The organism is Micromonospora sp. CP22 (assembly GCF_009712475.1).
GTDB lineage: Bacteria > Actinomycetota > Actinomycetes > Mycobacteriales > Micromonosporaceae > Micromonospora.
Window position 1 is genome coordinate 1 of sequence record NZ_VCJO01000001.1, and the last position, 23,764, is coordinate 23,764.

The 23,764-nt window shown below is 69.6% G+C and carries 21 protein-coding genes, 1 tRNA gene, 1 other RNA gene and 1 pseudogene; 13 read left to right on the forward strand and 11 right to left on the reverse strand.

Going from position 1 to position 23,764, the window contains the following annotated elements; translation table 11 throughout:
• The coding region (locus FF096_RS00005; protein WP_155214323.1) for a DNA-processing protein DprA at positions 1–919 on the reverse strand (919 nt) is incomplete at its 3' end.
• Between the two features lie 234 nt (positions 920–1,153).
• Between FF096_RS00005 and FF096_RS00010 the strand changes: the two genes are divergently transcribed.
• Entirely contained in the window at positions 1,154–2,383 is a 1,230-nt protein-coding gene (locus tag FF096_RS00010; RefSeq protein ID WP_155214324.1) for a cytochrome P450, read from the forward strand.
• Positions 2,384–2,407: 24 nt separating this feature from the next.
• On the opposite strand, the gene FF096_RS00015 is transcribed toward FF096_RS00010, so the two are convergent.
• From FF096_RS00015 to FF096_RS00035, 5 genes and pseudogenes are all read right to left on the reverse strand, one after another.
• On the reverse strand, positions 2,408–2,938 hold the full coding sequence (locus tag FF096_RS00015; RefSeq protein WP_155214325.1) for a hypothetical protein: 531 nt from the start codon (positions 2,936–2,938) through the stop codon (positions 2,408–2,410).
• 39 nt (positions 2,939–2,977) lie between these two features.
• A complete protein-coding gene (locus FF096_RS00020; protein ID WP_309222375.1) occupies positions 2,978–3,535 on the reverse strand; it encodes a hypothetical protein in 558 nt (185 codons plus the stop codon).
• A 43-nt stretch (positions 3,536–3,578) separates the two neighbouring features.
• The gene (locus tag FF096_RS00025) at positions 3,579–3,785 is read right to left on the reverse strand and encodes a DUF397 domain-containing protein (RefSeq protein ID WP_155214326.1); all 207 of its coding nucleotides are present in this window, start codon (positions 3,783–3,785) and stop codon (positions 3,579–3,581) included.
• Positions 3,776–4,159: pseudogene (locus FF096_RS00030) on the reverse strand (DUF5753 domain-containing protein); the annotation flags it as partial. The gene FF096_RS00025 and the pseudogene FF096_RS00030, both read right to left, overlap by 10 nt.
• Before the next feature lie 250 nt (positions 4,160–4,409).
• A tRNA-Ser gene (locus FF096_RS00035) sits at positions 4,410–4,494 on the reverse strand.
• Between the two features lie 81 nt (positions 4,495–4,575).
• Here FF096_RS00035 and ffs point away from each other — a divergent pair.
• From ffs to FF096_RS00080, 9 genes are all read left to right on the forward strand, one after another.
• An RNA gene (ffs, locus tag FF096_RS00040) (signal recognition particle sRNA small type) lies at positions 4,576–4,665 on the forward strand.
• A gap of 191 nt (positions 4,666–4,856) precedes the next feature.
• A complete protein-coding gene (locus FF096_RS00045; RefSeq protein WP_309222376.1) occupies positions 4,857–7,475 on the forward strand; it encodes a DNA polymerase III subunit gamma and tau in 2,619 nt (872 codons plus the stop codon).
• 129 nt (positions 7,476–7,604) lie between these two features.
• On the forward strand, positions 7,605–7,913 hold the full coding sequence (locus FF096_RS00050; RefSeq protein WP_155214759.1) for a YbaB/EbfC family nucleoid-associated protein: 309 nt from the start codon (positions 7,605–7,607) through the stop codon (positions 7,911–7,913).
• Between the two features lie 6 nt (positions 7,914–7,919).
• A complete protein-coding gene (gene recR, locus FF096_RS00055) occupies positions 7,920–8,513 on the forward strand; it encodes a recombination mediator RecR (RefSeq protein WP_155214327.1) in 594 nt (197 codons plus the stop codon).
• Between the two features lie 269 nt (positions 8,514–8,782).
• Entirely contained in the window at positions 8,783–10,444 is a 1,662-nt protein-coding gene (locus FF096_RS00060; RefSeq protein ID WP_155214328.1) for an ABC transporter substrate-binding protein, read from the forward strand.
• Between the two features lie 76 nt (positions 10,445–10,520).
• Complete coding sequence (locus tag FF096_RS00065) at positions 10,521–11,525, forward strand: ABC transporter permease (protein ID WP_309222377.1); 1,005 nt, start codon at positions 10,521–10,523, stop codon at positions 11,523–11,525.
• Positions 11,522–12,490 carry an ABC transporter permease gene (locus FF096_RS00070; protein ID WP_155214330.1) on the forward strand — a complete coding sequence of 323 codons (969 nt, stop codon included), beginning with the start codon at positions 11,522–11,524 and terminating at the stop codon, positions 12,488–12,490. Before FF096_RS00065 ends, FF096_RS00070 begins: the two co-directional genes overlap by 4 nt.
• A gap of 63 nt (positions 12,491–12,553) precedes the next feature.
• A complete protein-coding gene (locus FF096_RS00075) occupies positions 12,554–13,666 on the forward strand; it encodes an ABC transporter ATP-binding protein (protein ID WP_155214331.1) in 1,113 nt (370 codons plus the stop codon).
• Positions 13,663–14,793 carry an ABC transporter ATP-binding protein gene (locus FF096_RS00080; RefSeq protein ID WP_155214332.1) on the forward strand — a complete coding sequence of 377 codons (1,131 nt, stop codon included), beginning with the start codon at positions 13,663–13,665 and terminating at the stop codon, positions 14,791–14,793. The genes FF096_RS00075 and FF096_RS00080 overlap by 4 nt, the downstream gene beginning before the upstream one ends.
• Positions 14,794–14,876: 83 nt before the next feature.
• Here FF096_RS00080 and FF096_RS00085 read toward each other — a convergent pair whose 3' ends face one another.
• Positions 14,877–15,329 carry a hypothetical protein gene (locus FF096_RS00085; RefSeq protein WP_155214333.1) on the reverse strand — a complete coding sequence of 151 codons (453 nt, stop codon included), beginning with the start codon at positions 15,327–15,329 and terminating at the stop codon, positions 14,877–14,879.
• Positions 15,311–15,973: an HNH endonuclease family protein gene (locus FF096_RS00090; RefSeq protein WP_309222378.1), complete on the reverse strand. Its 663-nt coding sequence runs from the start codon at positions 15,971–15,973 to the stop codon at positions 15,311–15,313. The genes FF096_RS00085 and FF096_RS00090 overlap by 19 nt, the downstream gene beginning before the upstream one ends.
• A gap of 108 nt (positions 15,974–16,081) precedes the next feature.
• Between FF096_RS00090 and FF096_RS00095 the strand changes: the two genes are divergently transcribed.
• Positions 16,082–17,518, forward strand: a complete 1,437-nt coding sequence (locus FF096_RS00095; RefSeq protein WP_155214334.1) for an MFS transporter — start codon at positions 16,082–16,084, stop codon at positions 17,516–17,518.
• Positions 17,519–17,649: 131 nt separating this feature from the next.
• Here the strand turns inward: FF096_RS00095 and leuA are convergent, their stop codons facing one another.
• The 3 genes from leuA to FF096_RS00110 all read right to left on the reverse strand — a co-directional run bounded on the left by leuA (position 17,650) and on the right by FF096_RS00110 (position 21,160).
• A complete protein-coding gene (gene leuA, locus FF096_RS00100; protein ID WP_155214761.1) occupies positions 17,650–19,407 on the reverse strand; it encodes a 2-isopropylmalate synthase in 1,758 nt (585 codons plus the stop codon).
• Between the two features lie 238 nt (positions 19,408–19,645).
• Positions 19,646–20,194, reverse strand: coding sequence for a nitroreductase family protein (locus tag FF096_RS00105; protein WP_155214335.1), 549 nt, complete (start codon positions 20,192–20,194; stop codon positions 19,646–19,648).
• Between the two features lie 156 nt (positions 20,195–20,350).
• The gene (locus FF096_RS00110; RefSeq protein WP_309222379.1) at positions 20,351–21,160 is read right to left on the reverse strand and encodes a hypothetical protein; all 810 of its coding nucleotides are present in this window, start codon (positions 21,158–21,160) and stop codon (positions 20,351–20,353) included.
• A gap of 222 nt (positions 21,161–21,382) precedes the next feature.
• Here FF096_RS00110 and FF096_RS00115 point away from each other — a divergent pair, with 222 nt between their 5' ends.
• Positions 21,383–22,648 (forward strand): aspartate kinase, encoded by a 1,266-nt coding sequence (locus FF096_RS00115; RefSeq protein ID WP_309222380.1) that lies wholly within the window; start codon positions 21,383–21,385, stop codon positions 22,646–22,648.
• A gap of 5 nt (positions 22,649–22,653) precedes the next feature.
• The gene (locus FF096_RS00120) at positions 22,654–23,703 is read left to right on the forward strand and encodes an aspartate-semialdehyde dehydrogenase (protein ID WP_309222381.1); all 1,050 of its coding nucleotides are present in this window, start codon (positions 22,654–22,656) and stop codon (positions 23,701–23,703) included.
• The last annotated feature ends 61 nt before the right edge of the window (positions 23,704–23,764 follow it).

Sequence of the window (23,764 nt, forward strand, 5' to 3'; positions counted from 1 at the left end):
AACAGGGCGGCTGCGTCCACTTCGCACGCCCCACCACCGCATCCTGCCAGGTCAGACCGCCAATGGCGGCTGCCGTAGTAGCCACCAGTTCATTAGCTGTGGACACGACGTAGACGCCCGGTCGGGTGGCGTACTCGCGTGCCCAGTCGTGCTGAAGAAGCGAGTTGGCCAGGACTACGGGGCGGCCGTGCTGAAGCGCAAGGCGAGCCTGCATCCGCGCGCCGCTATGGTATGTCGCCTCAACGACGACTGTCGCGGCGGCATAGCCGCTCATAACCGCATTCCGCATGGGAAAAGTGTGCTTGCCGGGTGGCGCGTCTGGCCAGAACTGACTGAGCACCAATCCGTCTTTGACGATCTGATCCTGGAGAGCTCTGTTGGCCGCTGGGTAGTACCTGTTGACCCCTGTACCGATGACAGCGACGGTGCGGCCCCCGGCGCGGAGGGCTGCGGTGTGGGCTGCTGTGTCGATGCCGGCAGCAAGACCAGAAACGACGGTGATGCCGGACTCGGCCAAGGCGGTTGCGCAGGTCTCGGCGATGCCGATGCCATGGTCGCTGGGCTGGCGGGTCCCGACCACTGCCACTGCTCGCCGATCCTCCGCAGGCGTTCCGCGCGTGAACACGATCGGTGGCATCTGATGGATATCGCGCAGGCGCGCGGGATAGGTGTCATCGAACAGTGAGTGCACGTCGATCCCGTCCGCCGCCCACGTCCGCAGCTCAACGAGCGCATCGTTCAACCCGTCTCGCACAGGGTCGTCAGCAAACAGGGTCTGCCCTGCGCCAAGGTGGCGATGCAGGACGGCAAGCGCGCTGCCCTCGGCAAGCACCTCTGCGGTTATCTCGGTCCAGCGAACACCAGGCTGACGCAGCAGCGCGACAAGGGCTGCTACCTGGGCCTGGTGGTCTTCCGGCATGTCAGTGATCCTAGGAGTGCGATCTACCGGCGGCAGCGACACGGAGCTCATTGCCGCTCCTCCCTTCGGTTGACCCTCGACTCTAAGTTTCGTACAGCCGTACGACGGTTTCCGTTTGTCGTGTTTGTGGCGTTGTCTGGCCTTGCGGGTCGGTCGTGCGGCGTCGTCGGTTGCGTGGCGCCCAAATCGACAACGATCTTGCAGGTGGCGAGGTTCGTCGTGCATGGTGGCCCCATGGCGTCTATCGATGTTGATCCCGTGCGGCACCCGTTGAACGTCGACGCGGATGGCATCGATCGGACAACGGGACCGGACAAGCATCCCCTCTACGCGCGGATCGCCGCCTCGGGGTCCGGTGTGCTGCCGGTGGTGCGACAGGTCGGCGGGGAGTGGCTCCCGGCCTTGTTGGTCTGCCGGTACGACGACGTCCGGATGGTGCTTCGGCGGCAGGATCTCTTCTCCCGCGCCGCTGCGGCCCACGCCGACCAGGTCGACGTGTCCGGGACGATGCTCGGCATGGACGGGGCGGAACACGCCGCGGTCCGGGGCACCGTGAAGGACAGTTTCACCAAACCGGCTGTGTCCGAGCTGCGCGACACGGTGCGCGCCGCTGCCGAGGCGCAGCTCGCGGTGTTGGTCGCCAAGGATCGTCAGGCCGATCTGGTCAGCGACTTCGCGGTGCCGTTCGCCCTGAACGTGATCTCCGACCTGCTCGGCCTGCCGGAGCCGGATCGGGCGCAGTTCCACCGCTGGGGCGACATGTTCATGGGGTCGGGTGACCTCAGTCGGGCGGACGCCGCCCGGTCCGCCGAGGAGATGGGCGGCTATCTGTGGCAGCAGTTGGACGGGCGGCGGGGCTGCCCCCGCGAAGACCTGCTGACCCGGATCGCCACGGCGGCGGCGAACCAGCCGCTGGACGTTCAGGTCAAACTGCCGCTCTCGCTGATCGTCGGCGGGTGGGAAACCACTTCCAGTTCCATCTCGACCTTCCTGTATCTGCTGCGCACCTGCCCGTACGCCGGGCACGACCACGCGTGGGACTACCTGCTGGCGCATCCGGAGGCGGTCGACGGGGCGGTCACCGAGTTGGAACGGCTGCACTCGACCTCGAACGGTGACGAGATGCCCCGGCGGGTGATGGCGGATGTGACCCTGCCCAGCGGTACGCGGCTGGCCGAGGGTGACATCGTGATCCCGTCGCACGACGCCGCGAACCGGGATCCACGGGTTTTCCCGGACCCGGAGCGGATGGACTTCGGGCGTGATCCGAACCCGCACCTCTCGTTCGGGTACGGCCCGCACTACTGCATCGGCGCACACCTGGGCGCTTTGGAGGTGCGGGTCGCGTTGGCGCTGCTGCTGCGGGAGCTGCCGACGTTGCGGCTCGCCGTGGCCCCGGACGAGGTCCGATGGAAGCAGGGACACGCCATCCTCGGCCCTGCCGCACTACCGGTCACCTGGTGAAACCGGCCAGGTGGTGAGGCCGGGTCAGCAGGGGGCGTGGCCGTCGACGAAGAGGCGGTGCGCCCAGGTGGCGTAACCAACGATGATCTTGCGTACGGTCTGGCCGTCGTGCAGGAACAGGTACGCGCGGTCGCCGTCGCGGGCGAGCAGACCGTCGAAACGGTACGTCCCCTGTGGGGCATGAAGGTCGCGTACGGTCGGATAGCGGGCCCGGACCTCGGCGATGGGTGAGCCGGCGGAGATCCCCTCGGGGGTGCGGACCGGGTCGCCGGCCCAGAGCAGCACCAGTCGATCATCGATGAAGATCGGGCTGATCTCGTCATGCCCGGCCAGCGTCGGCCCGCAGGCGTCGACGTCGGTACGCAGGATGCCGCGCCGGGCCAGCTCGCGTTCCGACGCGCCGAAGTCCACATCGGCCAGCCCGTCGAGATCGACGATGCTGACCGAGGCGACGGGCTCGCGGACGGCGATGGTGTCCGGTGGCATGACTCCGCTACCCGATGCCGAGGCAGCCAGAAGTAGTGCGGCGATGAAGCCGAATTGTCGCAATTTCATCAGAATCCCCCAGTCCCCAACGTGACGGGGGCGCTGAGGTTATTGCCGGGACTCCCATTCGTCTGCCAATTCGTCCCAGTAGTCGACGCTGAGCCCTCGTCGGCCGTGCGCGAGCCAACCTTCGGTGCTCCGCTCGACGTGTAATCCCAGCTCAGCGAAGGGGTCGATCCACTGCCCCGGCTCCGCGCCCAGCTCGACCAGGGCCGCGTTGATCGGCCATCCGGGGCGCGGGCCGTCGAACGCCGCGTCGAAGCGCGGACCCCAGGAGAGGGTGCCGTCCAGCCAGACCGCCGCCGCCTGGTGCCCGGCCCCTCCGGCGAACTCCGCCTCGACGTACGCGACCGGCCCGCGCAGTGACCAGCGGGCCAGGGCGTCGGTCAGCGCGGGGGAGAGGATCAGCGTGAACGGGTGCTCCGGATCGGGCTCGTCGGTCGTGTAGTCGGGAGGTGTGCCGGTCAACTCCTCGACGAACTGCGGCGTGACGGGCAGCAGCGCGAAGTCCTGTCGCAGCTTTCCGAGGACGGCGTAGTCCAGCTCGCGGGTCTGCTCGCGCAGCAGCTCGGCGTCCGCGACGATCGCGCTGAGCTGGTAACTCACCCCGCGTCCACAGCCTGTGGATAGAACATGTGTACGATGGGAGTCAGGTCTTGTCGACCGTGGCGACGAAGGCGCGCCAGGCCGCCCGTGTGAAGATCAGCGCCGGCCCGGTCGGGTCCTTCGAATCGCGTACGCCAACCACGCCGGGCAGGTTGTCGGCGACCTCGACGCAAGCTCCCCCGTTGCCGCTGCTGCGGCTGCTCTTGCGCCAGCGGGCACCGGACAGCACCGGGATGTCGTTCACTGCCATGACTGCGCCACCTCCTTGATCAGGTCGACCGACTGCCAGTGCGACAGTGTCTCGCCGCGTACGTTCTCCCAGGCGGCCAGTATCGCCGCGATTTCGGCCTGCTCACTGACCACCTGCCCCTGCACCTGGTTGTCCAGGTAGCCGGCGATGCGGTGATCCGGCGCGGTGGCGATGATGAACGGGCCGTTCAACCCAGCGTATTCGCCCACTGTGGACGGCACCACATGGATCCGGATGTGCGGCTCGGCGCACGCCTCGACGAGCGCGAGCAACTGCTCGCGCATGGTGGCCGGGCCGCCGACCGGCCGACGCAACACCGCCTCGTCCAGCACGGCGGTGAACAGCGGCGGAGCGAAGGAAGGGCACCTTATTAACGCCTCGCGTTGTACAAGGGCCCCTTCCTAACCGCGCTACTAGTTAGGCGGCAGCCTCGATGGCGTGGGCGGCAGTTGAGGCCCTGACCCTGACCGCCCGCGACACCGGGGTGTGAAGCCGTAGTGCTGTTGCCGGTGTCCGGGAGCTGGCGAGCGGTCCGATCTTTCAACTGAGACGAGAGCGACCGTAGAGACGACTCAGGGCCGGTCCCAATGGGGCCGGCCCTGGCGTTTGTGCTGCTCAGGTGAGCGGAGGATACGAGATTCGAACTCGTGAGGGTGTTAACCCAACACGCTTTCCAAGCGTGCGCCCTAGGCCTCTAGGCGAATCCTCCGCGAGCCAGGATACAGGTCTGCGCCGAGCTTCCCACCCCACCACCCCCTGAGGATCCACGATCGGTCGGGTAGGCTGGGCGTACCTCCCGTGCGGCGGTATCTCGTGAACCTCCCCAGGGCCGGAAGGCAGCAAGGATAAGCGAGCTCTGCCGGGTGCACGGGAGGCCTTTCTGTCTCCGCCTCCGGTGTCTCCCACCTCACTCGCTGTGCCCGGGTGCTGCCGGCTCAGGTGTTAAGAGGGGCCCCTTCCTCTACCGGAGGCGTTAATAAGGTGCCCTTCCTTGCACCGCCGTCAGCGGGGTGGGTGGTCAGGCGGGGCGGGTCGGCGCAGAATGGCTCGGTCGAGAGGAGGCGGGACGCCGTGGCACTGGCGCTCTACCGCAAGTACCGGCCGCGTACCTTCGCCGAGGTCATCGGGCAGGAGCACGTCACCGAGCCGTTGTCGCAGGCGTTGCGTAGCGGGCGGCTGAACCACGCGTACCTCTTCTCCGGCCCGCGCGGCTGCGGCAAGACCTCCAGCGCCCGCATCCTGGCCCGCTCGCTCAACTGTGAGCACGGGCCCACCCCGGAGCCCTGTGGCACCTGTGACTCCTGTCGCTCGCTGGCCGGTGACGGGGCCGGCTCGATCGACGTCATCGAGATCGACGCGGCCAGCCACGGTGGCGTGGACGACGCCCGTGAGCTGCGCGAGAAGGCGTTCTTCGCGCCCGCCAACAGCCGCTTCAAGATCTATGTGATCGACGAGGCGCACATGGTCTCGTCGGCCGGCTTCAACGCCCTGCTCAAGCTGGTCGAGGAGCCGCCGGAGTACGTCAAGTTCATCTTCGCCACGACCGAGCCGGAGAAGGTCCTCGGCACGATCAAGTCGCGGACCCACCACTACCCGTTCCGGCTGATCCCGCCGAAGGTGCTCCGGCCCTATCTTGAGCAGCTCTGCGAGGCCGAGGGGGTGCAGGTCGAGTCGGCGGTGTTCCCGCTGGTGGTGCGGGCCGGTGGCGGCAGCGCCCGGGACAGCCTCTCCGTACTCGACCAGCTCATCGCCGGTGCCGGTCCCGACGGGGTGACCTACGCCCGAGCCGCCGCGCTGCTCGGGGTGACCGACGCGGCGCTGATCGACGAGATGTGCGACGCCCTCGCCGCCGGGGACGGTGCCGCCGCGTACGCCACCGTCGACCGGGTCGCCGAGGCCGGGCACGACCCCCGCCGGTTCGCCTCCGACCTGCTGGAACGTCTGCGGGATCTGATCGTGCTCCAGCAGGTGCCCGACGCGGTGGCCAAGGGGCTGATCGACGGGCCGGACGACCAGATCGAGCGGATGACCGCCCAGGCCCAGCGGCTCGGGCCGGGCACCCTGTCCCGCTGCGCCGACATCGTGCACGACGGCCTGGTGGAGATGCGCGGCACCACCGCGCCCCGGCTGCTGCTGGAGTTGATCTGCGCCCGGATGCTGCTACCGGGCGTGGACGACTCGACCGGTGGTCTGCTCCAGCGCCTCGAACGCATGGAGCGGCGGCTCACCGTCGTCGGCACCGACGCGCCGTCGGCCGCCGCCGACTCCGCGCCCGCCGCCAACCCCCCGGCCGTACGCACGCAGCCTCCCGCCGCGCCCGCGGCTGCCGCCGCGAACCGGGCCGGGACCGGCGCTGCCGCGCCGGCTACCGACGCCCCACCTGTCGATCCCGGCAACGGTCACCCGCACTCCTCACGTGGCGGCGTGACCTCGAACGGTGGCCCGAGGGCTGGTGGTACCGCAGCGGGTGGAGCCCACACCGGCACCACACCGGCCGGTGGGCCGGATGGCGGTCGGCCGGGGGCGACCGATGGTGTCGCCGCGCCCCGGCGACCGGTGCCGGCGTCGGCGGTCATGCCCGACCCGGCGACCCCGGAGCCGCCCCGCCCCGGAGCGGTGAGCCCCGGCGTGCTGGACGCGGTGGCGGTGCGCCGGGTCTGGCCGGAGGTGGTCGGCAAGGTCAACCGGAGCAACAAGCGGATCGCCGCGCTGATGCGGGACGCCGTCGTCCGGGACCTCGACGGGGACACTCTGGTGCTCACCGTGAAGTCGGCGGTGCTGGCCCGGATGATGTCCGACCACGCGCAGGTGCTCACCGACGCGCTCTACGAGGAGTTGGGCGGACGCTGGCAGATCCGGTGCGAGGTGGCCGGCGAGCGGGGCGGAGTATCGCTCGGTCCGTCGCGCGGCACCGCCGCTCCCAGCGCTGCTCCGGCGACCGCCAGCCCGGACACACCGCCGGGGCGTGCCGACCGGGGTCGTTCCGGCAACGCTCGTCGGCCCGGTGACGCCGCCGAGGGCGACGACGACTGGCCGGAACCGGCCCGCCCAGGTGGCAGTGATCCGTCCGCTGGCGGTGGCGGCTCCGACGACGACTGGCCGGAGGCCGCCCGCCCCGGCGGCGTCTCCGCCGCTGCGGCAGGGGGCCCGTCGGGTGCCTCCCGGGCGGCGGCGTCCGACACTTCGGCGGACCCGGCTGCCCGTGGCGTGACTCCGGGCAACGGTTCACCGGGCGGCGCGGCGGGTCGGGCCAACGGAAACGGGGTGGCTGGCTCGCCCGCCAGTGGGGGGAGCGCCGCTTCGGGCGGCCCTGGGTCGAACGGCACGCCACGCCAGGCGGCCGGGCCCAACGGAACCGGCAGCCCTCCGGTGAGCAGCGCGATCGCGGCAGCACGGGCGGCGGCGGCCGGGCGGGGTGCGCGTACCGCCAAGGGTGTCCGGCCGACCGCGGACGTGGAGTTCGCCGGCGAGCCACCGTACGACCCGGATTTCGACGGCCCGCTGCGCGGCGGCGCGGGACGTCCCGGCGGTGCCCAACCGGCCGTCACCGCCACCTACGAGGGCTTCGACCCGGGGGACGAGCCGCTCGACGAGATCATCGACGAGAAGACCGCCCGCGAGTCGAGCGAGGAGCAGGCCGTACGGCTGCTTCGGGAGACCTTCGGCAGCGTCGAGAAGGTCGGCGACTGACTCCGCCGCCCCGACCGGCGCGAGTACGGGGTGCGCCGCGCGGGGTAGGTCGGTGGGGGACGTTAGGGTGAGCGGCGGCAGCGTAGGCGAGTTGAGGGAGTCATCGTGCGGCCTGGTGGACAGCCGAACATGCAGCAGATGCTGAAGCAGGCGCAGAAGATGCAGCAGCAGATCGCCAAGGCGCAGGCCGAGTTGGCCGAGGCCGAGGTGACCGGCACCGCTGGCGGTGGGTTGGTCACCGCTGTCGTCTCCGGTTCCGGCGACGTCAAGAGCATCAAGATCGATCCGAAGGCCGTCGACCCGGACGACGTGGAGACCCTGGAGGACCTGGTCGTCGCCGCGCTGCACAACGCCACCGAGGCGGCCCGCGAGCTGACCGAGCAGAAGATGGGCCCGGTCGCGGGTGGGATGGGCGGCCTCGGCCTGCCCGGGTTCTGAGTCCGCATGTACGAGGGCGCCATCCAGGATCTGATCGACGAGTTGGGGCGGCTGCCGGGGGTTGGCCCCAAGAGCGCCCAGCGGATCGCCTTCCATGTGTTGTCCGCCGACCCGGCCGACGTCAACCGCCTGGCGAGCGCGCTGCGCAAGGTCAAGGATCTGGTGCGGTTCTGCACGAGTTGCTACAACGTCGCCGAGTCCGACCAGTGCCGGATCTGCCGCGACCCGCGCCGCACCGACGAGGTGGTCTGCGTGGTCGAGGAGCCGAAGGATGTCGTGGCGATCGAGCGGACCGGCGAGTTCCGGGGTCGCTACCACGTGCTCGGTGGTGCGATCAATCCGCTGGAGGGCATCGGGCCGGACAACCTGCGCATCCGTGAGCTGATGACCCGCCTCGGCGGCGGTGCGGTCCGTGAGCTGATCCTGGCCACCGATCCGAACACCGAGGGCGAGGCGACCGCGACCTACCTTGCGCTGATGGTGAAACCGATGGGGATCGCGGTGACCCGGCTGGCCAGTGGGCTGCCGGTCGGCGGCGACCTGGAGTACGCCGACGAGATCACCCTGGGCCGGGCCTTCGAGGGCCGCCGGGCGGTGTGAGGACGGCCTTGGCTCCACTGTGGCGGTCTAACATGTGGACTGGCTAGCCGACAATCGATGTAACAAATCCGCATCGCCCAATCCGGGCAAAACGGCCCTTTGCTGTGCGTCTACCCTGGCCGCCGGGTGCTGTCCCAACGATTAAGACACGATCCGGTACCAACCGCTTCGACAGCCGTTTCCGGGCGGTCCGGACGGGAGCTAAGGTCACGGCCATCGGTGACCCTGTCACCACGTTGTCCGTACCCCCAAGGACGAGGTGAAGCACCATGCGTGCATCCAGGCCGAAGGTCGCTATCGCGGCCGTGGCGGCCGCGGCCCTCGCGGTAGCAGGCTGTGCCGAGAGCGACCGCGAAGGTTCCAGCGGTAGTAGCAAGGACACCTTGGTCTTCGGCGTTGCCGGAGACCCGAAGGTGCTCGACCCCAGCTTCGCCAGTGACGGTGAGTCGCTGCGCGTGGCCCGTCAGGTGTTCGAGACGCTGGTCCGCCCCGAGGAGGGTGGCACCAAGGTCAGCCCCGGCCTCGCCGAGTCCTGGGAGCCGGACGCCGCGGGCACCACGTGGACGTTCAAGCTGCGCTCGGGCGTGAAGTTCCACGACGGCACCGACTTCAACGCCGAGGCCGTCTGCGTCAACTTCGACCGCTGGTACAACGCCAAGGGCCTCATGCAGAGCCCGGACGTGACCGCCTACTGGCAGGACGTCATGGGTGGCTTCGCCGCCAACGAGGACGACACCCTCGGTGAGAGCCTCTTCAAGTCCTGCTCGGTCACCGACCCGACCACGGTCGCGCTGACCTTCAGCCGGGTCTCCAGCAAGATCCCGGCCGCCCTGATGCTGCCGTCGTTCTCCATGCACAGCCCCAAGGCGCTCCAGGAGTACGACGCCAGCAACGTCACCGGTAGCGCGGACGACATCAAGTACCCCGTGTACGCGACCGAGCACCCGACCGGTACCGGCCCGTTCAAGTTCAAGACCTGGGACATCGCGAACAAGACGCTGACCCTGGAGCGGAACGAGGACTACTGGGGCGAGAAGGCCAAGCTGAAGAGCCTGATCTTCAAGACCATCTCGGACGAGAACGCCCGTAAGCAGGAGCTGCGTTCCGGTGGCATCCAGGGCTACGACCTGGTTGGTCCGGCCGACGTCGAGCCGCTCAAGAGCGAGGGCTTCAACGTCCTGACCCGCCCGGCCTTCAACATCCTCTACCTGGCGATCAACCAGAAGGGGAACCCGAAGCTGGCGGACCTGAAGGTCCGGCAGGCGCTGGCCCACGCCATCAACCGGCAGGCGCTGGTCGACTCGAAGCTGCCCCCGGGTGCCCAGGTCGCGGTGAACTTCTTCCCCGACACGGTCGAGGGCTGGAACGGCGACGTCACCAAGTACGAGTACGACGTCGAGAAGGCGAAGTCGCTGCTGGCCGAGGCCGGCGCGTCGGACCTGACCCTGCGGTTCCACTACCCGACCGAGGTCACCCGGCCCTACATGCCGAACCCGAAGGACCTGTTCGAGCTGGTCTCGGCGGACCTCCAGGCGGCCGGCATCAAGATCGAGCCGATTCCGCTGAAGTGGAGCCCGGACTACCTCAACGCCACCACCTCCGGTACCAAGCACGACCTGCACTTCCTCGGCTGGACCGGCGACTACGGCGACGGCTACAACTTCATCGGTACGTTCTTCGACCGGCAGAAGGACGAGTGGGGCTTCAACAACCCCGAGCTGTTCGAGAAGTTCAAGAAGGCGGACTCCACCGCGGACCAGGCGGCCAAGGTGGCGCTCTACAAGGAGCTGAACGCCGACATCATGAACTTCCTGCCCGGTGTGCCGATCTCGCACTCGCCGCCGGCCATCGTGTTCGGCAAGGACGTGACCGGGGTCAAGGCGAGCCCGCTCACCGACGAGCGGTTCTCCTCCGCTGAGTTCAAGTCCTGATCTGACGCACTGACCGCGGGCGGGCGCTGTACCCACAGCGCCCGCCCGCGATCCCCTGCACACCTTCGAGGCCGCCGTGATCCGGTTCATCGTCAGACGCCTGCTCCAGCTGATACCAACGCTGTTCGGGCTCTCCATCCTGTTGTTCATCTGGCTCCGTAGGCTGCCGGGTGGCCCCGAGACCGCGATCCTCGGCGAGCGGGGTACGCCCGAGATGCGGGCCGCGATCCGCCAGAACCTCGGCCTCGACGAGCCGATCCTGATCCAGTACGGCCGGTTCATCCGGCGGATGGTCCGGCTCGACCTGGGCACCTCGATCTCGACCAAGCGCGAGGTGACCACCGAGTTCCTCCAGCGCTTCCCCGGCACCGTCGAACTGACCATCACCGCGATGGTGATCGCGATCGGTATCGGCATCCCGCTGGGTTACCTGGCCGCCCGTCGGCGCGGCCGGTTCCTCGATCACGCCTCCGTCGGCGGCTCGTTGATCGGCATCTGCATCCCGGTCTTCTTCCTGGCGTACATCCTGAAGGCGATCTTCTCGGAGAACCTGGGCTGGTTCCCGTCCAGCGGCCGGCAGGACCCGACGCTCGGCGCCACCCGGATCACCAACTTCTTCGTGCTCGACGGACTGATGACCCGGGAGTGGGACGCCGCCGCCGACGCGATCTGGCACCTCGTACTGCCTGGCATGGCGTTGGCCAGCATCCCGTTGGCGATCATCGTCCGGATCACCCGGGCCAGCGTGCTTGAGGTGCTCAACGAGGACTTCGTCCGCACCGCCGAGGCCAAGGGCCTGACCGAGAACGTGGTCCGCCGCCGGCACGTGCTGCGCAACGCGATGCTCCCGGTGGCGACCTCGATCGGTCTGCTCACCGGCGGTCTGCTCTCCGGCGCGGTGCTCACCGAGACCGTCTTCGCGTTCAGCGGGATCGGCGCCTTCCTCGCCGACTCCATCAGCCAACGCGACTATCCGGTCCTGATGGGCTTCATCATGATCATCGCGGTGGTCTACGTGCTGGTGAACCTGATCGTGGACCTCTCATACAGCTTGATCGACCCGAGGGTGAGGGTCCGATGACGATCATCAGCGGGAAGAAGCGCGAGAAGATCGACCGCCTCGCCGAACTCGCCGCCCGTGACGAGGAGCGGGGCGTCAGCCTCTGGCAGGACGCCTTCCGTCGGCTGCGGCGTAACCCGGCGGCCGTCGTCGGAGCGGTGATCCTCACCGTCTTCCTCCTGGTCGCGATCGTCGGCCCGTTCTTCGTGCCGTACGGGCCGACCGACACGATGGGTATCCGCGAGGGCGTCGTCAAGGTGGGCCAGGGCCTGATCCCGGGCCACTCGGCCGAGCACTGGCTCGGCTACGACCACCAGGGCCGGGACGTCTTCAGCCGGATGATCGTCGGGGCGCGGCAGACCCTCTTGGTCGGTGTCGTCGCCACCATGATCGGTCTGGCCATCGGTGCGTTGATCGGTGGGGTCGCCGGTGCCGCCGCCGGGCTCGGCGGCCGGTGGGGCCGCTGGGTGGACGCCACACTGATGCGCTTCATCGACATGCTGCTGGCGATGCCCAGCCTGCTGCTCGCGGTGAGCATCGCCGCGCTGCTCGGGCCGAGCCTGATCACGGTGATGATCGCGGTCGGTATGGTCTCGGTGCCGGTCTTCGCCCGGCTGCTGCGGGGCTCGATGATCGCCCAGTCCAACAGCGACTACGTGCTGGCGGCCACCTCGTTGGGCGTACGCAAGTCGAAGATCGCGCTGGCCCACGTGCTGCCGAACTCGCTCGCCCCGGTCATCGTGCAGGCCACGCTGACCCTGGCCACCGCCATCATCGAGGCCGCCGCGCTGTCGTACCTCGGTCTCGGCAACCCCGACTCGGCCACCCCCGAATGGGGCGTGATGCTGGCCGACGCGCAGCCGTGGCTCGGTATCCGGCCCGCGCTGGCCATCTACCCGGCGGTCGCGATCATCATCACCGCGCTGGGGTTCACCCTGCTCGGTGAGGCGATGCGTGAGGCCCTCGACCCGAAGCTGCGGAAGTAGGTGTGGCGAGCATGAGACGTGCGTACGCGACCTCCGCAGCTGTGAACGAAAGGGCGGTGCGGCATGGCACTGCTTGATGTCGAAGAGTTGTCCGTCACCTTCGCCCGGCGCAATCAGCGGCCCGTCCGGGCCGTCGACGGGGTTTCCTTCTCCGTCGACGCGGGCGAGGTGGTCGGTCTGGTCGGCGAGTCCGGCTGCGGCAAGTCGGTGACCTCACTGGCGATCATGGGTCTGCTGCCCAAGCAGCCCGGTCTCACCGTCGGCGGTAAGGCCGTCTTCGACGGTACCGACCTGCTCAAGATCGACGACCGGTCGCGCCGGGACATCCGGGGCCGCGACATCGCGATGATCTTCCAGGATCCGCTCTCCTCGTTGAACCCGGTCGTGCCGATCGGCATCCAGGTGACCGAGGTGCTGACCCGGCACCGGGGGATGAAGGGCGAGGCGGCGGCGAAGGAGGCCGCGCAGCTGCTGGACCGGGTCGGTATCCCCGACCCGAAGCGGCGGCTGAAGGAGTACCCGCACCAGCTCTCCGGTGGGATGCGCCAGCGTGCCCTGATCGCCATGGCGGTGGCCTGTCAGCCCCGGCTGCTCATCGCCGACGAGCCGACCACCGCGCTGGACGTCACCATCCAGGCGCAGATCCTGGAGCTGCTCAAGGACCTGGTCCGGGACTCCGGCACCGCACTGGTGATGATCACGCACGACCTGGGCGTGGTGGCCGGCATGTGCGACACCATCAACGTGCTCTACGGCGGCCGGGTGGTGGAGACCGCCCGGCGACGTCCGCTGTTCCGTCAGCCTCGGCACCCGTACACCGTGGGGTTGCTCGGCTCGGTGCCTCGTCTCGACGCGGGGCGTGGGGAGCGGCTGAACCCCATCCCCGGATCGGTTCGTGACCTGCTGCCCTGGCCGGACGGCTGCGCCTTCGCCCCGCGCTGCACCCGGCGAATCGACTCCTGCGTCGGCGAACCGCCCGCGCTGGTGGTGACCCACGACAGTCGCGGTTACCGATGCGTCAACCCGGCCCCGCTGCCGGGGGCGCCCGGTGAGGAGGTTCGGGAGGTGGTACCGGGCTCGGCCACGCCGGGTTCGGTGCCCGCGCAGGCGGTACCGGACGACCCGCCGGCCGTGCCGGGTCTGGCCGCCACCCCGAGCGAGGAGGACGTGGCATGAGTACGGGCAGCGAGCGGACCACCGAGCCCAGGGACGACGTGCTCGTCGACGTACGGGATCTGAAGGTGCACTTCCCGATCAAGCGGGGGGTGCTGTTCGACCGTACGGTCGGCCACGTCAAGGCGGTCGACGGCGTCGACCTGCGGATCGTGCGCGGCGAGACGTACGGCCTGGTCGGTGAGTCGGGGTGTGGCAAGTCGACGCTCGGGCGGGCGCTGCTCCAGCTCACCCCGCCGACCTCGGGCGAGGTCAACTTCGACGGGGTCGAGCTGACCACGCTGGCGCCGAACAAGCTGCGCACGATGCGTCGGCGGATGCAAATGATCTTCCAGGATCCGATGTCCAGCCTCGACCCACGGCAGAACGTCGAGTCGATCCTCACCGAAGGGCTCCAGACGCACGGGATCGGCGGTGACCGGAACGCGCGCCGCAAGATCATCGCGGAGACGCTGGACCAGGTCGGACTGCCCCGCTGGGCGCTCTCCCGCTATCCGCACGAGTTCTCCGGCGGGCAGCGGCAGCGCATCGGTATCGCCCGTGCGCTGGTGCTGGGGCCGGAACTGATCGTGGCGGACGAGCCGGTCTCCGCGCTCGACGTGTCGATCCAGGCCCAGGTGGTCAACCTGCTCGACGAACTCCAGGACAACCTCGGCCTGACCTATCTGGTGATCGCGCACGACCTGGCGGTGGTCCGGCACATCTCCGACACCGTCGGCGTGATGTACCTGGGGGCACTGGTCGAGGAGGCGCCGAGCGACCGGCTCTACACCGAGCCGCTGCACCCGTACACCCGGGCGTTGATGTCGGCGGTGCCGGTGCCGGACCCCGACGTGGAGGACCGCCGGGAGCGGATCCTGCTCGCCGGGGACCTGCCCTCACCGGCCAACCCGCCGTCGGGGTGTCGCTTCCACACCCGGTGCCCGTGGGCCCAGCCGACCCGGTGCGCCGACGAGCGGCCGGAGCTGCGGGAGATCGGCGGAAGCCGGGTCGCCTGCCACTGGGCGGAGCAGATCGCCAGCGGGGAGCTGCGTCCGCACAAGGTCAGCGTGGAGGTCGTCCGGCCGGTGGACGAGGGGGAGGAACCCGCCGTCGTCTCCGCGCCCACCGAGCCCGGCTCCTTCGTCTAGTTGTAAGGAAGGGCCCCTTCCTAACGCCTGGTGTATAGGAAGGGGCCCTTCCTTACATCTGGGGCTGGCGTGCCGCGCGGCGGTCAGCCTTCGGGGCGGTGCAGCAGGCCGACGGCGATGGTGTGCACCGCGTCCAGCCCGGCGGCGTCGGCCAGCGGCGCGCTACCGCCGGTGACGGCGTACCACTCGTCGGCGTCCTTGTACTGCACGTGCAGGCTGACCAGCCCGTCGGCGAAGTCGGTGCGCAGGGTCAGCTCACCGGTCACCACCCCGACCTCGTCGGTCATCACCCCACCCGGTCCGGGCACGATGTCGGCGCTGCGGCTGCGGGGGCCGGTGGCACCGCCCGCGTCGGCGGTCATCCCGGCACCCGGCACCTCCACCTCGCCCGCGGCGGCACCGTCGGCGGTCATGCCGGCCGTGGCCGGACCTGGCGCAGGGCTGCCGGTGGCCGCCGCCGCGTCCTCACCGCCGGGATCCGGTACGCCCTCCGGTGCCGGTGCGCCGTCGGCACCGGTTACGGCTTGCTCTCCCATGTGCAGCCCTCCAACATGTCGGCCAGTTCGGCCCGCTCGGCACTGGTGACCGTCAGCTTCCAGTGGTGCTTCACCGCCACCCAGTCCCCGGCGTACTGGCACCAGTATGACCGGTTTGGTGGCTTCCACTGGGACGGGTCCTGGTCACCCTTTGCCCGGTTGGAGGAGGCGGAAACCGCGAACAACTGCGGTCGGTCGAGGTCGTTGGCGAAGTCGCCCCGCTTGGAGTCGTCCCATTCGTCGGCACCGGAGCGCCAGGCGTTGGCCAGCGGGACCATGTGGTCGATGTCCACACTGGACGGATCGGTGAAGGTGCGCCCGTCGTAGACGCTCTCCCACCGGCCGCCGACCACGTTGCAGCCGGAGTGTTCGATGTCCTTGCCGTCGCGCTCCAGCACGGTGTCGCGGACGTCGCAGTTCTTCCCGGTCTTGCGCCAGTGCGGGAAACGGTTGCGGCTGTAGCCGCGCATCGAGCCCGCCTCGGCGACGGTCAGCTCCGAGAGCATCTGGGTGATGTTGCTGTTGCCCCCGCTCGGCTCGGTGACGGGCTCCTCCTCAAGCGGGACGCAGCCGGCCACGCCGAAGGTCAGCGCCGCAGCGAGCGCGAGCGCTCCCAAGGCACGAGATCTTGATCTGGTACGCACAGACGACACCTCTCCAGCTTGCGGGCTTCCGGCGATCCCGCACAGTACCCGGCGAGGGTTTCGGCGTTTCGTGGTGTCTGACAGATGGCGCACGGCAGATTGGTAACCATGCCCGAACCCACGTCCAACCTCCGTCTGCGCAGCACTGCGGGGCGGGGCACGCTGGCCGCCGCCGTGCTGGCCTCCGGCATGGTCTTCCTGGACAGCACCGTGGTCAACGTGGCGCTGCCCCACCTCGGTGGGGACCTCGACGCGTCGGTGGCCGGTCTTCAGTGGACTGTCAACGGCTACCTGTTGACGCTCGCCGCGTTCGTCCTGCTCGGTGGGGCGTTGGGCGACAGGTTCGGGCGGCGGCGGGTGTTCCTGCTCGGCGTCGTGTCGTTCACCGCCGCGTCCGTACTCTGCGGGCTGGCGCTGCGCATCGACTGGCTGGTGGCCGCGCGGTTCCTCCAGGGGGCCGGTGGCGCGCTGCTGACCCCGGGATCCCTGGCGTTGCTCCAGGCCAGTTTCCATCCCGACGATCGGGCGAAGACGATCGGAGCGTGGTCGGGGCTGTCCGGCGTCTCCACCGCGCTCGGGCCGTTCATCGGCGGCTGGCTGATCGACGCGCTCTCCTGGCGGTGGATCTTCTTCCTGAACGTGCCGATGGCGGTGCTCGTCGCGGTGGCGACGCTCCGCTGGGTTCCGGAGAGCCGGGACGAGAACGCCTCCCGCAAACAGGGCACCCGCCAGTTCGATGTGGCCGGTGCCCTGCTCGGTGCACTGGCCCTGGCCGGGGTCACGTACGCCCTGGTCGACGCGCCCGGTCGAGGTCTGCACTCACCGGCGGTGGTGGCGGCGGCGCTGGCCGGGGTGGCCGCCGCCGTGGCGTTCGTGTTCCTGGAACGGCGTCGTGGCGACACCGCGATGCTGCCCGTCGGCCTGTTCCACAGTCGGCTGTTCTCGGTGCTGAACCTGTTCACCGTGCTGGTCTACGCCGCGCTGGGCGGATTCACCTTCTTCATCGCCGTGTACCTACAGAACGTGCTCGGCTGGTCGGCCCTGCTCACCGGCCTCGCCCTGCTGCCGATGACCTTCCTGCTGCTGGTCGGCTCACCGGTCACCGGCGCGCTGTCGACGCGGATCGGCCCCCGGCTGCCGCTGACCGTCGGGCCGGTGCTGGCCGCCGTCGGGCTGCTGATGCTGCGCGAGATAGAACCGGGGGCGTCGTACTGGCGGCAGGTGCTGCCCGGAGTCGCGCTCTTCGGGGCCGGGCTGACCCTGGTCGTGGCACCGCTGACCGCCTCGGTGCTGGCTGCCGTCGAGGACCGCTTCGCCGGTGTGGCCAGCGGCTTCAACAACGCCGCCTCGCGGGTCGGCGGACTGCTCGCGGTGGCGGCCCTGCCGTTGCTGGTCGGGCTCTCCGGCACCGGGTACGAGCAACCCGCCGAACTCACCAACGCCTACCGTGGCGCGTTGCTCTGGTGCGCCGGTCTGCTGCTGGCCGGTGCCTTCATCGCCGCCGTGCTGGTGCACCGCCCGACCCGCCGGCCGCTGCCGGCTTAGCTCTGCGCCCCGATGCCGGTATCCACTGCCAGGTCAACCGGCGTTAGGAAGGGGCCCGGGTTAACACCGACCTTGTTAACCCGGGCCCCTTCCTATACAGAATCCGTTAACAAGGGGCCCTTCCTTGCGTCTCAGGCTGGGGCGCGGTTGACGGCGCTGGTGACCGCCTTGATCGAGGCGGTGACGATGTTGGCGTCCATCCCGACACCCCACACGGTGCGCCCCTGCACCTCGCACTCCACGTACGCGGCGGCCTGCGCGTCGCCGCCGGAGGAGAGCGCGTGCTCGTGGTAGTCGAGCACCCGTACGCGCACGCCGGCCGAGCCCAACGCGTTGACGTACGCGTCGATCGGGCCGTTGCCGATCGCGGTGAGCGACCGGGACTGCCCGTCGGTTTCGACCCGGGCGGTGATCTCGACCTTGCCCTCGGCGGTGCCGATGGCGTAGTCGGACAGCGCCACCGCCGGGTCGCGCTGGTGGTCGATCAGGTACTGCTCGGCGAAGATCCGCCACATGGTGGCCGGGTCGACCTCACCGCCGTCGTGGTCGGTCACCTGCTGCACCACGCCGGAGAACTCGATCTGGAGCCGGCGCGGCAGGTCGAGCTGGTGCTCGGTCTTCATGATGTAGGCGACGCCGCCCTTGCCGGACTGCGAGTTGACCCGGATCACCGCTTCGTAGCTGCGGCCCAGGTCCTTCGGGTCGATCGGCAGGTACGGCACCGCCCAGGTGAACTCGTCGACCGGCACTCCGGCCGCTGCCGCGTCGGCCGCCAGCGCGGTGAACCCCTTGTTGATGGCGTCCTGGTGGGAGCCGGAGAAGGCGGTGTACACCAGGTCACCGGCGTACGGGTGGCGTTCGTGCACGGGCAGCTGGTTGCAGTACTCGACGGCCCGCTTGATCTCGTCGATGTCGGAGAAGTCGATCATCGGGTCGATGCCCTGGGAGAAGAGGTTCAGCCCCAGCGTCACCAGGTCGACGTTGCCGGTGCGCTCGCCGTTGCCGAACAGGCAGCCCTCGATCCGGTCGGCACCGGCCAGCAGGCCCAGCTCGGCGGCGGCCACTCCGGTGCCCCGGTCGTTGTGCGGGTGCAGGCTGAGTACCAGGCTGTCGCGGCGGGGCAGGTGCCGGTGCATCCACTCGATCGAGTCGGCGTACACGTTCGGCATGGCCATCTCGACGGTCGCCGGTAGGTTGACGATCAGCTTGCGGTCCGGGGTGGGGTCGACCACCTCGATGACCTTCGCGCACACCTCCAGCGCGTACTCCAGCTCGGTGCCGGTGTACGACTCCGGCGAGTACTCGTAGAAGATGTCGGTGTCCGGGGTGTGGATCTCGGCGTACTTCTGGCAGAGCCGGGCCCCGGTGGTGGCGATGTCGGTGATGCCGTCGCGGTCCAGCCCGAACACCACCCGCCGTTGCAGCGTCGACGTCGAGTTGTAGAAGTGCACGATCGCCCGGCGGGCCCCGCGCAGCGACTCGAAGGTGCGGTCGATCAGGTGCTCCCGGCACTGGGTCAGCACCTGGATGGTGACGTCCTCGGGGATCAGATCCTGCTCGATCAGCTGCCGGACGAAGTCGTAGTCGGTCTGGCTGGCCGAGGGAAAGCCGACCTCGATCTCCTTGTAGCCCATCTGCACCAGGAGCTGGAACATGCGGCGCTTGCGTTCCGGTGACATCGGGTCGATCAGTGCCTGGTTGCCGTCCCGCAGGTCGACCGCGCACCAGCGCGGGGCGGCCTCGACGTGCCGGGTCGGCCAGACGCGGTCCGGCAGGTCGATCCGGAACTGCTGCCGATAGGGCTGGTAGCGGGTGTACGGCATCCGGCTGGGGCGCTGCCGGGCGATCGGATCAGAGTCGATGTCGGTGGTGCCGGCTGGGTGGGCCATGGCGGAGTTCTCCCTGGTCATGTGACGTCAGCGTTGGAGGTCGGCACTCAGGCCGAGGAACGGTCCGGGAAATGCTGGCGGCGCGGTTCGACTCCGCGACGAGGTGCCGGCCGTCAGGCCCCGTCGCGGCGACCAAGGAGGAGGTGCGCCTGCCACATGACAGAGTGACAGTACGTGATGGGGCTCAACCCCGGGAAGGTGCGTCCGCAATCTGGGACGAGAGTCGCACCGCAACCCCTCAAACCGAGCTGTCTGAGCAGCTCAGGAGCAGTTCGGGCAATGGTCGGCGACTGCGTAGCGAGGTCTCGCGGGCCAGTAGGTCGGCCGGCAGGCTGAACGGATCGCCGAGTTGCCCGACCGCCGTCACCACGTACGGTCGCACGCCTGCGGGGAGGTCGAGATCGGCGACCAGCCCGGGGTGGTCCAGGTCGGTCACCTGACGTACGTGCAGGCCCAGCGCGGTGGCCTGCACCGTCAGGTGGGCCACCGCCTGCCCCAGGTCGTACGCGGCGAACGGGGTGGTGCCGGCGTGGTACGCGGCGAGCAGCAGGACGCTCGCCCGTCCGGCCCACCGCTGGTCGGTGGCCGGCAGGTTGACCAGGATCCGCTTGAAGGTCTCGTCCTCGCGGTGCCCGACGGCGAACCGCCAGGGTTGCCGGTTGTCGACCGAGGGCGCCCATCGTGCCGCCTCCAGCAGCGTCACCACCTCGGCCGGGGTCACCTCCGCGATCGGGTCGAAGGAGCGGGGACTCCAGCGGAAGGCGAGCAGCGGCGTGAGGTCGGTCATGGCAAAAGCGTCCCCTATGGGCGATTTGACCGATCGGTCGGGCTGGGTGAATGTGGGCAATGACACCCGTAACGGGATCTACCGTCGAGCGTTTCTGCATCCTCGGCCGTCAGACCGTTGCCGTCACTTGCCGGTTTCGTCGCTCCGCCGGTGTCGTCACTCGCCGGTGTCGTCGCTCGCCGCCTCCGGAGCGTCCGGCGGGTCCGGCGGGTCCACGGGTGGCGCCTCCATGCCCAGCGGCTCACCCTCGAACACCGGACCGGGCAGCTGCACCGTGCCCGGAGCCGGTTCCGGCGGGGCGGCCAACGTCAGCGTGCCGAACGCCGTCCGAACAGCGGTCGGCGTGCCGTCGGCGTCGAAGCAGTAGATCCCTACGTCCAGTGGTGGGTTGATCGACGCCGACGTGGTCTCCACCGAGTAACAGCTGCCGCTCGCCCCGGGGGGTGCCATGGCGGGTGACACCGACAGCGGGGCACGCCGGTCGGTCAGCACGTCCAACCAGTCGGTGAACGGATGCTGCACCCGAGGGTCGAGCCGCCGGGGCAGCGTGTCGTCCCGCTCGCCGAGGCGTACGCAACTCGCCGGCTCCGGCTGGGCGGTCGATGGCAGCCCGCACTGGAACAACCCGTCCGCGGTGGCGGCCAGGGCGATGTCGCGGGTGCCGCCGAGCGCCCCGCCAGGCACGTCCATCCGCCAGCTGCCGTCGTTCGCGCTGGTGAAGGCGAGCAGGCGATCGCCGACGCCGTCTACCCGCCAGGCGTACCTGGCGATCAGGTGCCGGTCCTGCGCGGCGGCCGCGAGCGCTGCCAACTCGTCCCGGGCCGCGTCCGGACCGGCCGGACGCGGTGCGGTCGGGGGCGGCGAGGAACCGGCGGGCGGGCCGGACGAGCAGGCGGTGAGGAAAGCGGGCGCGGCGAGCGCGAGCGCGACGGCCAGTCGGCGGATCGGATGACGGGCGGCGGACACCCGGTCATTCTGGGTGTTGGGCAGGGTTCGGGACACCCCCGGAAAGGCTGCGTTTTCCGGCGTGTCGCAGGCCACTGCGGTCGCGTCCGGGGGCCGGATCGTGGGATCACCTGACCCGGCGGTCAGAGCCGACCGATACCCTGAGGTCGTCCGACCCGCGCCGCCGGCCCCGGTGCCGGCGGCGCCGGCACGCTCAGGGCAACCGGGAGGGAGTGCGCCGTCGTGGCACTCGTGGTGCAGAAGTACGGCGGATCCTCCGTCGCCAACGCCGAGCGGATCAAGCGCGTGGCCGAGCGCATCGTCGCGGCCCGCAAGGCCGGTGACGACGTGGTCGTGGTGGTGTCCGCGATGGGCGACACCACGGACGAACTGCTCGACCTGGCCAACCAGGTGAGCCCGCTGCCGCCCGGTCGGGAGCTGGACATGCTCCTCACCGCCGGGGAGCGGATCTCCATGGCGCTGCTCGCGATGGCGATCCACAACCTGGGGTACGAAGCCCGTTCGTTCACCGGTTCCCAGGCTGGCGTGATCACCACCTCGGTGCACGGCCGGGCACGGATCATCGACGTCACGCCGGGCCGCCTCAAGGGGGCGCTGGACGAGGGCGCGGTGGTCATCGTCGCCGGCTTCCAGGGCGTGTCGCAGGACACCAAGGACGTCACCACCCTCGGCCGGGGCGGTTCCGACACCACCGCGGTGGCGCTGGCGGCGGCGCTGCGCGCGGACGTCTGCGAGATCTACACCGACGTGGACGGGGTGTTCACCGCCGATCCCCGGATCGTGCCCAACGCCCGGCACATCAAGCAGATCACCTACGAGGAGATGCTTGAGCTGGCCGCCTGCGGCGCCAAGGTGCTGCACCTGCGTAGCGTGGAGTACGCCCGGCGGGCCGGGCTGCCGATCCATGTCCGTTCGTCATACTCGACCAACACCGGAACCATGGTCACCGGATCGATGGAGGAGCTCTCTGTGGAGCAGGCACTGATCACCGGGGTCGCCCACGACCGCAGCGAAGCCAAGATCACCATCGTCGGGGTGCCCGACGAGCCGGGTGCCGCCGCGAGCATCTTCGACACCGTCGCGGGCGCCGAGATCAACATCGACATGATCGTGCAGAACGTCTCCACCGAGGGCACCGGCCGTACGGACATCTCCTTCACCCTGCCGAAGGCCGACGGCCCGACCGCGATGGCCGCGTTGAGCAAGATCCAGGAGACGGTCAACTTCAAGGGCCTGCTCTACGACGACCACGTCGGCAAGGTCTCCCTGATCGGCGCGGGGATGCGGTCGCACCCCGGGGTGGCCGCCGGCTTCTTCGCCGCGCTGGGCCAGGCCGGGGTGAACATCGAGATGATCTCCACCTCGGAGATCCGTGTCTCGGTGGTCTGCCGGGACACCGACCTCGACGCGGCGGTCCGTGCCATCCACGAGGCGTTCGACCTCGGCGGCGACACCGAGGCCGTGGTGTACGCGGGGACGGGGCGGTAGCGGGCGTGACCGGGCTGCCCACCCTGGCCGTGGTCGGGGCAACGGGAGCCGTCGGCACGGTGATGTGTGAGCTGCTCACCGGGCGACGCAACGTCTGGGGCGAGATCCGGCTGCTGGCCAGCGAACGATCCGCCGGACGCAAGGTCCGCTGCCGGGGCGAGGAACTGACCGTCCAGGTGCTCACCGAGGAGGCGCTCGACGGCGTCGACGTGGCCATGTTCGACGTGCCGGACGAGGTCTCCGCCCACTGGGCGCCCATCGCGGTCTCTCGCGGCGCCATCGTGGTGGACAACTCCGGCGCCTTCCGGATGGATCCCGAGGTACCGCTGGTGGTGCCCGAGATCAATCCGGAGCAGGTGGGTAACCGGCCCAAGGGCATCATCGCCAACGCCAACTGCACCACTCTCGCGATGATCGTCGCGGTCGCGCCGCTGCACCGCGAGTACGGCCTGCGGGAACTGGTGCTCGCGTCGTACCAGTCGGTCTCCGGGGTCGGGCAGGCCGGCGCGGACACGCTGCACGACCAACTGACCAAGGTGGCCGGTGACCGGCAACTCGGCTCGCGTACCGGCGACGTGCGGCAGGCGGTCGGCGACGACCTCGGCCCGTTTCCCGCCCCGCTGGCGCTCAACGTCGTCCCGTGGGCCGGCTCGCTGGCCGACGACGGCTGGTCGTCCGAGGAGATGAAGATGCGCAACGAGTCGCGCAAGATCCTCGGGCTGCGTGACCTCAAGGTCTCGGCCACCTGTGTACGGGTACCCGTGGTGACCGGTCACTCGGTCGCGGTGCACGCCGTCTTCGCCACCGAGATCGACGCCGAGGGCGCACGTGGTGTGCTGCGAAACGCGCCCGGCGTGATCGTGGTCGACGATCCGGCGGCCGGTGAGTTCCCGATGCCGATCGACGCGGTGGGCACCGACCCCTCCTGGGTCGGCCGGATCCGCCGTGCCGTGGACGACCCTCGGGCCCTGGACTTCTTCGTCACCGGCGACAACCTCCGCAAGGGCGCCGCCCTCAACACCGCCCAAATCGCCGAACTCCTAGCCCACCCCTAACCCCCCCCACCCCACCCCCCCGGGACCCCGCCCTGCTCGGTGATCAAGAAGTTTTGGTCTA

Bases quoted from the DNA above. Each gene is read 5' to 3' on its own strand.
- FF096_RS00085 (WP_155214333.1), bottom strand. From the start codon at position 15,329: ATGGGAGAGCAAGCCGTAACCGGTGCCGACGGCGCACCGGCACCGGAG.
- leuA (WP_155214761.1), bottom strand. From the start codon at position 19,407: ATGGCCCACCCAGCCGGCACCACCGACATCGACTCTGATCCGATCGCC.
- FF096_RS00060 (WP_155214328.1), top strand. From the start codon at position 8,783: ATGCGTGCATCCAGGCCGAAGGTCGCTATCGCGGCCGTGGCGGCCGCG.
- recR (WP_155214327.1), top strand. From the start codon at position 7,920: ATGTACGAGGGCGCCATCCAGGATCTGATCGACGAGTTGGGGCGGCTG.
- FF096_RS00025 (WP_155214326.1), bottom strand. From the start codon at position 3,785: ATGGCAGTGAACGACATCCCGGTGCTGTCCGGTGCCCGCTGGCGCAAG.
- FF096_RS00015 (WP_155214325.1), bottom strand. From the start codon at position 2,938: ATGAAATTGCGACAATTCGGCTTCATCGCCGCACTACTTCTGGCTGCC.
- FF096_RS00080 (WP_155214332.1), top strand. From the start codon at position 13,663: ATGAGTACGGGCAGCGAGCGGACCACCGAGCCCAGGGACGACGTGCTC.
- FF096_RS00095 (WP_155214334.1), top strand. From the start codon at position 16,082: ATGCCCGAACCCACGTCCAACCTCCGTCTGCGCAGCACTGCGGGGCGG.
- FF096_RS00075 (WP_155214331.1), top strand. From the start codon at position 12,554: ATGGCACTGCTTGATGTCGAAGAGTTGTCCGTCACCTTCGCCCGGCGC.
- FF096_RS00050 (WP_155214759.1), top strand. From the start codon at position 7,605: ATGCAGCAGATGCTGAAGCAGGCGCAGAAGATGCAGCAGCAGATCGCC.
- FF096_RS00070 (WP_155214330.1), top strand. From the start codon at position 11,522: ATGACGATCATCAGCGGGAAGAAGCGCGAGAAGATCGACCGCCTCGCC.
- FF096_RS00010 (WP_155214324.1), top strand. From the start codon at position 1,154: ATGGCGTCTATCGATGTTGATCCCGTGCGGCACCCGTTGAACGTCGAC.
- FF096_RS00105 (WP_155214335.1), bottom strand. From the start codon at position 20,194: ATGACCGACCTCACGCCGCTGCTCGCCTTCCGCTGGAGTCCCCGCTCC.